The following is a 14563-nucleotide window of genomic DNA, read 5'->3' as shown; positions in this document are numbered from 1 at the left end:
CTAAAGATATTTTACCAAACTTTGATGAAAACAGCAAGAGATATTAATACCATAATGTTTTAGCTTTGGCATTTGATTCTAAGTATTCTAGTACTGGGCGGAAACCAATATTTTGATTTGCATTTGATGTACCTACAAATATAGGTTTAAATATATTTTTAAAACCTCTTATTGTCCTATTAGCTGCAGCGGTTATACTTAATATTGGAGTATCTTTACACCATGTTGCAAGATTACTACTGTCAATCCAATGCCAAACATTATCATCGCCTGGGATTATCTTACCATCTAGATCGCTGTTAACTATGTATTTATCCCACTCGTTATTAACAGGCCAAGCACCTAAGCCTGCATCTGTCAGGCTCTTATTGCCATCTGTTCCTAGATAAGCATTTCCGCCTGAGAGAGAACGAATAATACTTTTTGTGTCGTATAATATTTCAAGATTAGTAACTATGATTTTACTTTTTCCATTATTAGCGCTTATGTTTAATCTATAAAAACTATACGCTTGGGTATTATTAAAACTGTATATTCTTTTTTGAGAAGTAGTCCAACTTGATTGATTGGTTTGAGTATCTAAAATTATCCAATTAATACCATTATTGCTTCCTTCAAAAGTCCAATTTTTAGGAAGCATTGCAAAACCATTAGCGCCAATACCCCATGGTCCGGCAGTCAAACTGTAGCCTTTTGAAATAAATGGCATAAAGGACTGATAAGATAACCATACAGGATAAGTATTTGGGGTTGTTTGCCAATAAGTATTTGGATCGTTGTCAAAAGCTAAATACGGCAAATAATTACTTCCGTCGATACTAATAGCATTAGCTATTCCAAACAAGCTACTGTTCGCAGTCATTGATGAAATAGCATTTAATAATAATGGCTTCCCTTGTATATACTTAGCACTATTTAAAGCATCCCATGAAATGCTATGCTGTACTACTCTATCTGATATCAGCAATCCCTTATCTACTTTACGGAAGAAAGCTAACCCATTCGGCGTAGCGGACCCGGTATATGGTATTTCTGTAGCAGTGCAAGCACCGAGTTCTGATACAGCACCTGCAACTCCGGAAGCAGCTGTGTAACGATAGGGTATGAGGTCACCAATAGTCATTTCGTCTATACTTTTGCATATCTTTGTTTTAGGATTTTCATCATATGGGCGGAGATATGCGTCGGAAGCGATATCTATGGCATCAACCCGAAAATTTCCGCTATTAGTACAGTTATTAATTATTGATGCATAATGTTCCTTATCCTCTAGTCCATCTATATCGCATTGTAACGCTTGTTTAAGAGCGTTACCTACTTGACTAAAATTTAATACTTTTGCCCCATCTATATAAATGTCAATAGAATTAGATCTGGAACTTCCGGTATAGTAGTCCCCTATAAGACGGAATTTAGTTCCTGTAAAATTAAATGTTAGTTTGGCATTACTATCAAACAATATACTAACCGTGCTTAAATAATAACTTGAAGTACCAGAATCAGCACTTACATTACCAGTATATACTATATTTAAATCTGTATTATCTACCCTTCGCCAACCTGCTTCCGGTGCTGTTAATGCTTGTCCTACTATTGCCATGATATCGCTCCTAACGGCATACTTTGCCGATAAATTTTCACTATTGATATTACCGCTAAAATAAGAATAGTAACAAAAAGAGCCACCCACTTTCTGATGACTCTTTCGTTTATGATCTTGTGAAGCTATTTGTTATTTTAAATCAATGTCGAGTGGTGTCGATGATGCCTTGGCGCTCTCGATCAGCTCCATGTATGGCATTTGATCAAACGGAATAGCTTCAAGCCGCCGCGGTTGAACATCTCTGTTCATATGCACGCCAGGTACGTAAGTCAATGCTTCTGCTACCGCATAAGAGCCGTCGGGATTCTGTTGTTGAGTTGTTACTTGAACGATACAACCACCTGGTACATTTGCCACTTTGCTCGATTTCATCCATCCTTGAGCATCGCTGCTAGCTTTACAAAGAAGGCCGAAAGTATCGCCATCACCGTATACTTTCAAGTCCGAAATATTTGCCTTAGCACCTTTTACTTCTGAAATGTCTAATGTTTTTGACATGTTAATCTCCCCTTATTTTATATTTATATTGTTAACGTACTTGTTAATTGAAACTAAGAACTGATCATTTCCTAACGGAGCCACACTGCCCATGCACTGCTCTTTTATCTTCGCTACTCCGTTAAAAGCTGTATTTCTTTGAGTATAACCTCCATCGACAGCGGTGAAGGTTCTTTTAGATAGTGTTCTGTGTGATTCTTCGAGTGTGATCGTAATATCTTTCTGTGTTCCATCTGAAGCGATAACACTTAGCAAGTTAACGCCTGTATCGAATTTACTTATAGGGATTATACGAGCATTATTTTGCGACAAAGTATCGAAGTCCATCCTATTAACAGCGATTTTGAAGTCTAGAGTGTTGCTAATACCTAAGAGTACTTTAACAATAATCCCGCAGCCGCTATGTTGATTATGATAAAGATGAGTAGGGGTTATTGAAGATACTATTATAGATGTGGGTGGTTTTGGATTACCGTCCCAAGTATCTGATTTTACATCCCAGTTAATGATTTTTGTTTCATCGCCTTCTATTGTATAGACAGCGCTAGGCTCCGGCTGTAACCAAGAATCTGTCCCCTGTGACCATCTTGCTACTTTAGTTTCATCCGCATCTACCGTAAATACAGCACTTTGTTCTAGATCTTCTACGTGTGTAAATATATCTGGGAGTATTAGCCATCTTACTATTTTAGTTTCATCGCTCATTATAGTATCCTCCTTTTAAAGAGCGAGGCGCGGGTTTGCAGTAGTACTCGCCGAAGCGTCTAAAGCTATACTAAATATACCAGGATAATGAGGAGTTGATGAACCATATGTTATAGAAGTTGCATTAAAAGTTCCTGTGCCTGTGCTATATCTGGAATTATCAAATAACCCACTTTCAATACCTGATACACTTGCTGCAAAAAAACCACCATTTGCATTAGTGTTTATTGTTTTGATGTAACTTCCACCTACTGGATTAGAACATATTATAGTACCCAAAGATACCATATTATATCGATAGTTTGTAGCGTATATATCTATTACGTATCCATTACATTGATTCACTATACCAGCTATATGGAAAGGTATATTACTTCCCCACAACCTTTCAATACCTCTATAACTCACATCATCAGAAGTCAGAGAAGTTCCATAACTATTGTTTCCAGATGTAAGCGTATGACCACTACTGATCGAGGTAGCTAATCCAATTCCAATATTTTTCTGTATGTCCGGATGTGCATATTCTGTTAAATATAACATTTGTAGTGCATTGTATAGATAATAATCGAATACACAATAACCTAGTCCGCTTGTTTTTGCTGCAGCAAAACCAGTAGCGAGGTTTGTGTTTGCAGGAGTTTTTTTTGGTAAGCTTCGTAATCTCCCATAAGAGTCTATCCATCCAGAAAAAGCACTAGCATATCTATAAGGCACCTCTACAGCCACAGACGTGTTATCGTCTAATGCTTTTTCTTGATCTTTCATAAAAGCCTGGTGCAAAACCCATTCACTTGATGAAATAAAATCTGTATCTTTTATAACGCTAGATACACCAAAATAAAAAGCCTGATTTGTTGCATCCCATTTTTTGCAATAATAAAACTTAGGTATTTGCACCATACAGTTTTGCCCGTTGGCCTCCACGGTAGTCCAATCTACTGCAGCACCGTCAAGCTTGAGGTCTGAATTATTTGGGTCAAGAAAGTAGCTAATTGTTTTATCTGGATTCATAATACATCTGGCCATAGCGCCATATGGATTACCTAAACTCATTCTGGATCATCCCCCCATATTACTGATGTAGCATGTTTTGCATGTGTTGAAATACTCGTTAGTGCCTACTGCTGGCAACCCGACGGTCCATGTATAAATATTAATAAAGTTTCTTAATACACTTAATGGTGTTTCGCAATCGACGAATTCATAAATGAGCTTTATAGCTCGTTCGCCTTCTATTCCTATTACTTTCACGTAGCAATCGTTTGGTAATGAAGGCAATGAATCGATACATTCGTCAAACGTAATAGAACTTTCTTTGCTAAGTGTTCCTATTGAACCAGGTGAACAAGATGCCACATAGTAACCTTTTTCGTTCAGCTCTTTAACAGCTGATAAAAAGAATTCTTGAGGATTGACTATTTTACCGTAACACTTCGGGCATATCTCTCCGCCGCCACGTTTCATAAGTGGTACATTTATTTCTTTCTGACAGTCTAAACAAATTTTCATAGCTGTTTACTACCTATGGCAATAGTAGGAAAATGCCCGATACGAGAAGTCCGGACAGTACTTATGTCGGTAAAAAAGATCACTCTACTATGTTCTTTATTTGCCGTATTTAAAATGTCATTAATATCATCTGGATCGGGCTCTCCGTAGGCATCGACAACAACCAAATCGTATTCTCTGCCGATTACACCGCGGCTAATGTTATCAGGGTATTGGTAATTGATTATACTGATATTCTTAATAACATTTGACGGTAGAAGCCGTTTTAGATAGTCAGTCATGTTTGTGTTGGCCGCAACATATAATATCTTCATTGATGGATTAGCGGAAAGCGCGGCTTCGATCAGCTCAGCGGCTAATGTTGTTTTGCCGGTCTGTCTGTCTCCGGCAATGATAGATTGCTTGTTATTACGAATGAATTTTACTACTTCTATTAATGTAAGCATTGTTACTATTCCTCCTGAGATACTTTGATGTTATATGTACAAAGTCTGCCTTCTTTGTTATCAAAGATGATTAATTTTTGTGCCGGTTTAGCAGTACGACGATGTTCTTTTGCGAAGGTGTCAGTGCCACATAGGCTGGAGTTAACAACTACTTCGCAGCCATGAATCTCGTCCTCTGCATTATGATGGTAGTGCGCCATAAATATAAAGTCTGGAAACTTCTTAATCATGAGTGCAAGGTTTTGAGTTACGCTGTTAACCTTGTCACGGTTGCCATGGACGGCAAAGATTGTTTGGCCACAAATCTCTGTGACTATAATTTCATCATCATACTCGTTCTTGATTAACTCGATATTAGATATATCTTTTAATCGAGCTTCTAAATACCAGGGGATCATATCGAAAAATGATTCGCTTGCAATTGATTCCTTAATATTGGCCAATACTCGGTCGTGATTACCGCGAGAGAAATAGATTTTAATATTTTCAAACTCTGAAGCCAACGAAACCAAGATCGTCGCTAAGATTTCCGTGACGGCCATGACCTGACGAATACTATTTTCAGTGTTATTGATTCTGGTGGTGACGTGGATCAGACCGTTAATCAAATCACCGAGAGCAAATACATGCATGCAACGTACATTATTATCATGGCCATAAGTAATTGCTTTACTGACAAGAGCTTCTATGCGTTTCTTAAATTCAACATCGTTGTAGATGTTCCAGTGGCTAGAGGTATGTTGACCTTTGTGCCAGTCTGATAGAAGTAATGCACCTTCCCGTGTCCCACCCTTTACTGGTTTGCTGTTAATCAATAATGGTTTAGACGTGGCGAGTTCTAATACTGCTTTTTGAAACTCTTCTTTGATGTGTTCGGCCCGGGCGTATTCACGCAGTAGTTTGTTAAGCTCTCGTTTTTGATCTTGCATGCGCATCGTCTGACGCCGGACATCAAATTCTTTCATTTCGAGTTCACCAAGATGAATCTTTTGATTGCCAGTTAGCTCGTCATTGTGCTTAGAGTCCTGGTATTCTGCATACTCAAGAACACCGTATGCTATCTTCCTCAAGTACTCTCCGCTACACCTTAGTCCAAGTAGGTTGCTTATTTCATTCCAGCTTAGCTTAATTTCTTTTTTGGCTTTGCCGAAGATTAATCTGTACTTCCAATCAAGAAGTTCTTCGTCTAGCTGCTGATTATATTCCGGTAATAGTGCCATATATTCTACCTCCTTGTTGACCTGGTCCCTGCTTTATTCATTACCCGAATATAATCAGCAATTCACTGTTTGTAGAAAGAAAATTTATTATATCGAATATATAAAAATTATGTTTTGTCCTATAGATTTCCATGTAACATTTTGGTATACTTTATGTATGGGCCACCCTTAGGGGTGTCGGACCCGAAGTGCGTCCTCCTACGCCGCGTGGGCGCCTGCGCAAATCGGTGCTTTATATAGATCGATTACGCGTAGGAGGTGATGAGTCATGAAAGATTGGTTCTTTTGGGCCATTTGCTTGATTTCGTTGCTTATCATTTTCGGATTTAGTGGGTTTGTGCAGTATGCTTGGTGCTGCTACGCAATGAAAGTAGTGCTGAGCCCCATTAATGACAAAATGAACAAACATCTAAACTAATAATCACTCACTTAAGGCTTCAACCTACGCACCGAAGAAGCCCGCAGAGCCGTCCATTGGCCGTACAAGGATTCGCGTTCTTGTACGGCTATTTACCTACAAAATGACAAACGAAAAAAGACCGGATATTATCCAGTCTTTTTTCGTCCTAATAATAACTCACTCAAGGCTTCAAAGCTACGCACTCTGTAGTCCACAGAGAGTTTCGCCGCAAAAAATGTTCGCGCATCTTCTGCTAGGGAGTTTCTAATCTATTATATGCAATTGATTGTATCTTTAACCTATCTATGAGCTTATTATATACTAATATTAAAAATTAGACAAGCTAATTTCGTAATTGTACTTAATAATACAGGGCTAAACTTCAATGTACTTAACTGATTTATCGCTATCTCGATAGATAACTCTGGCTAGCTGCGCATTACGTATAACTCGCTCACACATCAAACAGGGTTTGCCGCACGCTGCTGCTCCTGAGCTATCTACTCCGGCTATATAAATCGTGGCGCCTTTCGTATCAATCGGGTTACCATTTATGACGGCATTCATTTCGGCATGTACGGCCATGCATAGTTCATAGCGTTCGCCGGCCGGCACATTTAATTCCTGCCTGGCACATTTGCCGGCATCTGAACAGTTGGCTTCTCCTCTGGCTGATCCATTATAACCAGTGCTCGTTATCCTGTTGTCCTTAACGATAACGGCTCCATACTTTCTACGAAGACAGGTGCTTCTGGCGGCCAGATCCTCAGCTACGTTTAAGTAATACTCTTCCCATGATGGTCTCATTGTGTATCCTCTCCGATGCTTCTGCTTTTAATGTTGTTAATTAGCTTATCGAGTGTGTTGCCAATCGAATCATGAATGACAACCTTCGCTTTGTAATCTTGTTTTGTCTTAGCTTTGTTGATGATTGCATAATAGCCTACAGCTTTCGGTAGATCAGCGACAGGATATACTTCCAAGCTTGTTCCCATTACAAGCAGAAAATCTACATTCATTAGATCTTCTGCTTCGAACTGATGATATTCCATAGGCAACCTGTCGCCAAATAATACAACGCTCGGCCGCAATGTGTCACCGCAGCATGGTGATTTAGGATGGTAATGATCTTTATTCAGCTCGTCCTGTATGAGCTGGTAAGGATATATCTTACCGCAGTTCATACATATAGCATAGTTGAAGTTGCCATGCATTTCAAGAACATTTTTGCTGCCGGCTATCGTATGGAAACCGTCGACGTTTTGTGTTAACACCCGTTTGATGATACCCATCTGTTGCAGCTCAGCAAGAATATGATGGCCCTTATTAGGCTTGGCACCTTCTGTTATTTGAGCAAATAATTTAAAGTTCTTGTAAAATACTTCTGGCTCATCTTTAAGTACCGAGTAACAAATCAGACTTGGATCAAGTTTCGTCCAAATGCCTGTAAGACGGGTTCTGAAGTCCGGTATTCCACTCTCAGTGCTTATCCCAGCGCCAGTTAAAGCCATTGCATTTTTACTTAACATTAAATAGTCAGCAAGTTTAACTATATCGTTCATCGTTTACCTCTTCCCTCTTTGTTATGCTAGATATAATAATGGCTGCCTCCGCATTTTACTATAACCTCATCGATTGTAGACCTACTAGCATCGATTAAGATAGCTTCAAATTCTTCTTTTTCGCACCATGGCCCAAGAATAGATTCAAGTATGCATTTGTTAACAAAGTTATTGGCTGATCCTTTAAAATCATGAATTTTTTTACGTATTGATCTGCAATCAGAATCATTGAATAATGCGCCCGCACAGATTTCACGGAAAGGAACAGCCGGAGTTTTTACATATTGAAGATCTTTCATTGGCTCAATTTCTTTTGCGGCACAGATTATGCTCATCGTAGGATATACATCATCAATAGCGAACCCGCTAGTTTTCATTAACGGTTGTATGTCACGAATAACCATGTATTTGCGCTTGCCGTATTCATTAGCAAAACATAGAATCAAGTCTGAGCTATTTTCAATTTCCATCATCTCATCGAAGATGGCGCTTTCTATCCTCACTGCCACAGGGAATTCTTTGAGCATTTTCGCATCAGGATAATCAGAGTCGTCAAACATGATCTTAGCCATGACCGGATTTATACTGGCGTAGGTAACGGCTTGAATTTCTCCTACAGCTTTTCCATTAACAACAGTAACAATATCACAACCCGAAAAAGATGTGTAAATTTTTGCCGTACTTTTATTATCGCCAATCGCTGGAGGTGCCGTTGAAAAAATAAAATCCTCATCTGGCATTGTTGCAGGCTTACCTTTTTCAAAAGCACTTTCAAGTTCATAAGGCCTTTCCTGGAATCGGTTCGATTTGGCCTCCACTATCATCCCGTTTGTTTTGAGTAAATCCATATATATACTTTTCATTATTTTGTTTCCCTCCGCTATTAATTCATTATTTGTTACTGTGGTTGTTCGACAGAAATAATGGAGATAGTATCCTTAGCGTTTTCTATCAACATGTGCTTGAAGAAGTGTTCAGGGGTAATAGCATCCGGATCTTCATCGCTCATAAAGAAACTAAAAGGAGCTCTCATTATTTCTGTACCGATCTCAGAACAGTCCATGGTCGTATCGTCTTTTATTAATAGCTTGTCTGCAAGTTTGCCTGCCTTCTTCCCAAACACATCACGTATGCCGCCGACGATACATTCTCTATACCCGTAAGTGTAGCAATGTTCGGCTATCTCTATGGCTCGTTTTTGCATAAGGTCATATTGTTCATCGGTAACGGAAAGTGTTAAAACAGTTTTGTTGTCGATATCCTCATATTTATCTGCCGATGAAAAGCCTACCTTGCCACCCGTAGCTTCCAGTATCTTTGGGCCATAACCATCTATATACGGAAAGGATATGGCTACATGTGCGCAAAACTCTTCACCTCTTGTGAATAGCAAGATAATAAAACTAATCAATTTATCCCTGAGCGTTTTCTTTTTATTGACGAGTATAAAATCTACTGTTTTCATATCATTCTCTTCCTTTGCTATTAATTTATTATTTCACTACTGCTATTCCGCCCGAAGTTGTTAAGTAGATTGTGCATCCATTTTCTAAGTCTCTAAACTTAGCAATTCGTTGATTCTCAAGACCAGGCATTTCTACCAATTGATTAGCTTCAGGTCGTAGGTAGTTTGCACTGTCGCTTCTGCGAACTACAACAGCATCTGCGGCAGCAGCTACTTTGTTTTGCTCTACAACGATTGGACTTTGAACCCGGGTTGTCGTTGCACAGCCAGCGACAAAAATACCTATAACTATTGGGATTAGAAGATATTTAAGTAGGCTCATATTAGCTCCTCCGCTCTTTAGGCATGAATCGTTTGACTAATTGGTATCCGCAAAAGAAGAATATACTTGCTATCGCTAGCGTTTGCAGTACAGCCATCGCTGTGAGTATCACCACGTAAGTTAGTTTTAGGAATACGATAGCCACAGTAATTACTGCCAATAATATAATTAAGTTTACTGCTGTTTTTGTTTTCACAGTGTGCCTCCGTTTGCTAAGTATTCATCCACTTCTTTTTTACCGTAACATTGAGCTCCTGACCGGCTAGGATCTTCCGCTAACGGTGTTGATTGTACTTGAATATAGAATTCAGTTTCTCCGTCAGCGTCTTGATACGGAGTACCATCTTCTTCAAACAATCTAATAAGATCATTTATTTTGGCTTCGCTTAGCCGGATCTGTACCCATGCGCCGTCACGCAGTACTTCAACTTTTCTCATTACTCATTCTTCTTTCTATCATATCTTTCTTACGTCTCCCATTGTATAAGTTCCATATTTATAAATGCGCGGCATGTGCGCCACATAAGTCCAAAACTCTTCGTACATTGTCATTTGCTCACATCCTACTTAACGATCGTGATACCGATAAAACCGGCGCTGGCGAAGTGTAAACGTCCATCTGCTGTTACGAGCCTGTGTGATCCTGACGGCCGAATAATGAGCTCCACCACTTTTTCATACGTACTAGTAACGGTTTCGATTGTTCCGTCTGACTTTTCGTGGGCGTAAGTATAGATTCTTTTTTGCTCATCGAGTTTAATTGGGGTTCCAACGTGACCGTTGTCTGCTTCGAATTCCCTTGGTTTATCCATAACATTGTTTCTCCCATCTGAACCATATAGTTGTACCGAAGATCATCTGTGACTGGTTGAACCGGACCTAATTCTTTCATAGTTATGAGTACCTGGCTTTCTTTACTATTAACTCATTATGAGTTATACTTTTTGAAACTTGTAATCTTACCGGTATCATCATCGATAATGGCAACAATAGCTCCGTATCCTTTATCGTCTATACCGAATAGTCCGTTCATGATCCCGAGTAGGCCTACTACATAGTTATTATCGGGGCGCACACCGATCTGGATAGTAGGATGGTTAGCAAGGGTTTCGTTGCAACTAACCTTTGACCTATATAATGCATTAATTGCCTCCTGGTCCGCGGCAAGCGCTTCGTTAAGCAGTATGATAGCATCCTCGACAGTAACACTAGCTCTTATCATTGATCTTATCCTCCTTGAATCTGTTTTATTGCATCATGTAAATTACATTACCGGTATCGGCTAGTTATTTACCTAACCAGCAAAACAAAAAGCGGAGTTTTAGCAACCCCGCCGAGGATTGTTACGCTAGTATTCTTGTTGCGATATCGTTAGAATATATTTCTTCTTCTTCCCGTATAGGAAGCTTAACAACATTGTTAGGAATTTTATAGGCTTTGTTGATAAGGAAGGTACCTTTATCGTCTTTTTTACCTTCGATCATAATTTCTTTATGACGAGCCATATCGAACATATCTGCCATTTTGCAATATTTCGAGGCAAAAGCTAAAGCCTTTACTTGGCAGCCACTTATCTTGAGAGTAATGAAGCCCATCATATTCCCGTTCTTGTCAGGACGTTCATCGACTTTTATTAATTCGGCTGCTACTGTAAGCTTTTGGTTGGGTTCGACTGTATTCCACCATGGCTTATAAGTGATAGGGGTTCCAAGTACTTCTGCTTCCATGGTCATGCAAGCATCTTCATCGTAAAGGTTAACATCTAACTCATCATCTTTGTCTTTACGGAGATCTTTGAAATGATTAATGAGTTCGTAACGGTTGTTGCTAAGGAAGTCGAAGGCGCCTGATTTGATCAAGCTCACGCCCACAATTTTATTAAAAGCTTTCTTTTCAACACGAGCTATGGCATCTTCAAGCGACTGATATGGTTGGTTCGCTATGATCTGGGGCAATGCTTTGTCGCCGACTCCTTTAATAGAGCCGAGACCATAAAGAATCGTGTTGCCATTCGGAGTGAATGATAATCCGGACTTGTTAATATCAGGCACTGATACTTTGATTCCTGAACGTTCTGCTACCGATATGTATTTCCCTTTACCTTCATCGGTATCTTCCATTGAAAGAAGAGCAGCCAAGAACTGAGTTGGATAATACTTTTTAAGGAAGGCTGTTAATATAGTAATGTAGGAGTAGCAAGCAGCGTGGGATTTATTAAAGCAATAATCACAGAAACCAAGAATGTATTCCCAGTAGTGATTGAGTTCAGTTATAGTATAGCCGTTGTTAACTGCGCCCTTGATTGAGCCGCCGTACTTACCTTTAGGATCATACCATGGAGCCTTGTCATCGTTCTCCCAGCCTTCTGGACCTTCAGTATTTACCTTGCCGTAAAAGTGACAACGACGAAGCATCTCCATCATGTCCTTCTTTTTCTTGGCTGTTACTTTGCGTGTTAAGCTATCAGCCTGTCCAGCATCAAAGCCAGCGATCCGGCGTGATATAGCCATTAGTTGTTCTTGATAAGCGATAACACCATAGGTGTCTTTGAGAATATCCTCGATACCATGGACTGGATATGTAACTTCCTCAATGCCATTCTTTCGTTTAGCATAGTCAGCAGGCATTCCCGCTTTGAGTGGGCCGGGCCTTCCGAGTGATGTTATTGCGATTACGTCATTTAAGCTGTCCGGTTTAATCTCGCTAATCATACCTTTGAACATGTCAGATTCGATTTGGAACAAACCGTCGGTTTGCTTGTCGCATATCATATTAAACATTTCAGGATCGTTTTCATCGGTTGCATTATATAGATCATCGAATGTTATGGCGGGGTTGATAAAATTCAATGTTTGTTTTATCACTGTAAGCGTTTTGAGCCCAAGAATATCAAATTTGATGGCCGACAGATCTTCTAATTGTGGCCCAGTATACAGAGTGACTGTTGTACCATCTTTGGCTTTCCGAGTAGGGAATAAATCTGAGACAGGCATTGGCACTACTAGAATGCCACTTGCATGAACACCGAAGTTACGCGGGATGCCTTCAAAGGCACGAGCTAAACGGAAGAGCTCTGGGTTTTGTTTTTCGAGATCATTGAATTCTTTCCAGTGTTGACGATCTGCTGCATTGTCACTGTTTTCAAGATCATCGAAATCCTTAAATTTAGGCTGCGGTTTGTCGAGGATTTCATCGAGCTTCTTGCTAATAAGATTCATTGCGCCAAAGTCAACATCTAATACACGGCCTACATCTTTGAGTCCGCTCTTGACACCCATCTGAGTGTATGTGCCGATGTGAGCTACTTTCTCTTTACCGTAATAATCTTCAAGATGTTCGATAACTGAGTCACGTCCCGCCCAGCAGAAATCGGAATCGATGTCCGGCGGGGATGTCCGGTCATTTGTCAGGAAGCGCGAGAACAATAATTGATATTTGATTGGGTCAATCCGTTTAGTAATACCAAGCAAGAAAAGTGTTAAGCTGCCGGCGGCCGATCCGCGGCCTGGGCCAACAGGAACATCATGATTGCCAGACCAATTAATATACTCTTCAACAGTTAACATGTAAGGAGCGAATCCTTTGTTGTTAATAACGCGGAGTTCTTCATTTAAGCGAGCTTCGTACGTATGCAAATTAGACATAGCATAAGCATCTACTTTAGCGTAACTATATAGCTCTTGCCAGCATTTAGACGACAACCATTTTTCAGCAGTTAATCCGAAAGGTACTTGCACTTCAGGAAATAGAGGTTTATCAGAACCGAGTTTTACTTCCTCCACTAAGTCAGCTATTAACTTAGTATTGCCTATAGCTTCCATATAGAACTCTGTATATTCTTCCGTACAATGGGAAACGATGCCATCATCAATCATGCTGTCCAGTTGAATCTCAAAACTCTCTACCATCTCCCTGGCATCTTTAAGCCAGAAGTCATCAGAGTAATGCATGCGCTCAGGATCAAGTTTGTTTTTACCGGTGCCGATACAGAGCAGCGTGTCATGATCATCGTGGTCTTCTTTATTGGTCCAATGAACATCGTTAGTGGCAATTGCTTTAATGTCATGGCGCTTTGCCATCGACATATAAACCATGTTCACGCGGCGTTGTTTTTCAATATTAAGTGGTTGGATTTCTAAGAAGAGCCGATCGCCAAAGATTCTTTTCCAATGGAGAATCTGAGCTTCTGCATCTTCTATACGTCCACCATTAATCATGTGGGCGGGGTATGAACCGATACAAGCTGTTGTGAATACAATACCTTCGCTGTACTTAGCAAGCATAGCATCATCACACAGGAAGCGACCGTTATATGTGCATTTGTCGGCAGCTTCACTTTGCAACTTAACAAGATTCTTCCAACCGGTTTGATTAATTGCTATTAATAATATATGGTATTGCGTCATGTTATATTCGAATGGCGCGATGATATCTTTTACGTCGCTCTTTTTAAGAGCCTTTGCTTTCTTGGGTTTACCGGTCTTAGGGTTAATCTCTTCAGGTTCTTCTTCTGGAAGAGCTTGGGCTTCTCTAGCTCTGTCGATAGCCATTTGATTTCGTTCGGCCACAGGTAGGCTAGCTATATCGGTGTCTACCGTCCAGTACCCTTCAAGACCTAACATAGGTTTGATTCCTTGCTTTTTACATTCAGCTTGAAACTCTAAAGCTCCACCTAGGTGGTTGTGATCAGTGATAGCAAGAGAAGTCATGCCAAGTTCTTTGGCGCGGGCTACAAATTTCTTAATTGGATTATATCCATCTAAGAACGAGAACACAGTATGATTGTGGCAGCTAGAATATATCTCCATAAGTTCATCGGTTGTTAACATG

Annotated in this window: 18 protein-coding genes; 1 reads left to right on the top strand and 17 read right to left on the bottom strand. The window is 39.9% G+C overall.

Annotation, left to right across the window (positions count from 1 at the left end):
- Positions 1 to 43: 43 nt before the first annotated feature.
- From ACZ449_RS01165 to ACZ449_RS01135, 7 genes are all read right to left on the bottom strand, one after another.
- On the bottom strand, positions 44 to 1600 hold the full coding sequence (locus ACZ449_RS01165; protein WP_464256677.1) for a discoidin domain-containing protein: 1557 nt from the start codon (positions 1598 to 1600) through the stop codon (positions 44 to 46).
- Between the two features lie 132 nt (positions 1601 to 1732).
- Positions 1733 to 2101: a hypothetical protein gene (locus ACZ449_RS01160; RefSeq protein WP_464256676.1), complete on the bottom strand. Its 369-nt coding sequence runs from the start codon at positions 2099 to 2101 to the stop codon at positions 1733 to 1735.
- 12 nt (positions 2102 to 2113) lie between these two features.
- A complete protein-coding gene (locus tag ACZ449_RS01155) occupies positions 2114 to 2806 on the bottom strand; it encodes a hypothetical protein (RefSeq protein WP_464256675.1) in 693 nt (230 codons plus the stop codon).
- A 15-nt stretch (positions 2807 to 2821) separates the two neighbouring features.
- On the bottom strand, positions 2822 to 3862 hold the full coding sequence (locus ACZ449_RS01150; protein WP_464256674.1) for a hypothetical protein: 1041 nt from the start codon (positions 3860 to 3862) through the stop codon (positions 2822 to 2824).
- A gap of 6 nt (positions 3863 to 3868) precedes the next feature.
- Entirely contained in the window at positions 3869 to 4318 is a 450-nt protein-coding gene (locus ACZ449_RS01145; protein ID WP_464256673.1) for a hypothetical protein, read from the bottom strand.
- The gene (locus ACZ449_RS01140) at positions 4315 to 4764 is read right to left on the bottom strand and encodes a hypothetical protein (RefSeq protein WP_464256672.1); all 450 of its coding nucleotides are present in this window, start codon (positions 4762 to 4764) and stop codon (positions 4315 to 4317) included. The genes ACZ449_RS01145 and ACZ449_RS01140 overlap by 4 nt, the downstream gene beginning before the upstream one ends.
- 5 nt (positions 4765 to 4769) lie before the next feature.
- Complete coding sequence (locus ACZ449_RS01135; RefSeq protein ID WP_464256671.1) at positions 4770 to 5984, bottom strand: metallophosphoesterase; 1215 nt, start codon at positions 5982 to 5984, stop codon at positions 4770 to 4772.
- 268 nt (positions 5985 to 6252) lie between these two features.
- On the opposite strand from ACZ449_RS01135, the gene ACZ449_RS01130 reads away from it, so the two are divergent.
- A complete protein-coding gene (locus tag ACZ449_RS01130; RefSeq protein WP_464256670.1) occupies positions 6253 to 6402 on the top strand; it encodes a hypothetical protein in 150 nt (49 codons plus the stop codon).
- A gap of 357 nt (positions 6403 to 6759) precedes the next feature.
- Here the strand turns inward: ACZ449_RS01130 and ACZ449_RS01125 are convergent, their stop codons facing one another.
- From ACZ449_RS01125 to dnaE, 10 genes are all read right to left on the bottom strand, one after another.
- Positions 6760 to 7191, bottom strand: coding sequence for a deoxycytidylate deaminase (locus ACZ449_RS01125; RefSeq protein ID WP_464256669.1), 432 nt, complete (start codon positions 7189 to 7191; stop codon positions 6760 to 6762).
- Positions 7188 to 7946, bottom strand: a complete 759-nt coding sequence (locus tag ACZ449_RS01120) for an SIR2 family NAD-dependent protein deacylase (RefSeq protein WP_464256668.1) — start codon at positions 7944 to 7946, stop codon at positions 7188 to 7190. Before ACZ449_RS01120 ends, ACZ449_RS01125 begins: the two co-directional genes overlap by 4 nt.
- A 26-nt stretch (positions 7947 to 7972) precedes the next feature.
- On the bottom strand, positions 7973 to 8809 hold the full coding sequence (locus ACZ449_RS01115) for a hypothetical protein (protein WP_464256667.1): 837 nt from the start codon (positions 8807 to 8809) through the stop codon (positions 7973 to 7975).
- Positions 8810 to 8844: 35 nt separating this feature from the next.
- Positions 8845 to 9411, bottom strand: coding sequence for a hypothetical protein (locus ACZ449_RS01110; RefSeq protein ID WP_464256666.1), 567 nt, complete (start codon positions 9409 to 9411; stop codon positions 8845 to 8847).
- Positions 9412 to 9439: 28 nt separating this feature from the next.
- Positions 9440 to 9733: a hypothetical protein gene (locus ACZ449_RS01105; RefSeq protein WP_464256665.1), complete on the bottom strand. Its 294-nt coding sequence runs from the start codon at positions 9731 to 9733 to the stop codon at positions 9440 to 9442.
- 1 nt (position 9734) lies between these two features.
- A complete protein-coding gene (locus ACZ449_RS01100; protein ID WP_464256664.1) occupies positions 9735 to 9929 on the bottom strand; it encodes a hypothetical protein in 195 nt (64 codons plus the stop codon).
- Positions 9926 to 10171, bottom strand: a complete 246-nt coding sequence (locus ACZ449_RS01095) for a hypothetical protein (RefSeq protein ID WP_464256663.1) — start codon at positions 10169 to 10171, stop codon at positions 9926 to 9928. Before ACZ449_RS01095 ends, ACZ449_RS01100 begins: the two co-directional genes overlap by 4 nt.
- Before the next feature lie 125 nt (positions 10172 to 10296).
- Positions 10297 to 10545, bottom strand: coding sequence for a hypothetical protein (locus ACZ449_RS01090; protein WP_464256662.1), 249 nt, complete (start codon positions 10543 to 10545; stop codon positions 10297 to 10299).
- A 116-nt stretch (positions 10546 to 10661) separates the two neighbouring features.
- Positions 10662 to 10955, bottom strand: coding sequence for a hypothetical protein (locus ACZ449_RS01085; protein WP_464256661.1), 294 nt, complete (start codon positions 10953 to 10955; stop codon positions 10662 to 10664).
- A gap of 121 nt (positions 10956 to 11076) precedes the next feature.
- The gene (gene dnaE / locus ACZ449_RS01080; RefSeq protein WP_464256660.1) at positions 11077 to 14562 is read right to left on the bottom strand and encodes a DNA polymerase III subunit alpha; all 3486 of its coding nucleotides are present in this window, start codon (positions 14560 to 14562) and stop codon (positions 11077 to 11079) included.
- Position 14563 lies beyond the last annotated feature (1 nt).

This window comes from Desulfosporomusa polytropa (genome assembly GCF_055380075.1).
This window is presented reverse-complemented; position numbering and strand designations above follow the sequence as displayed.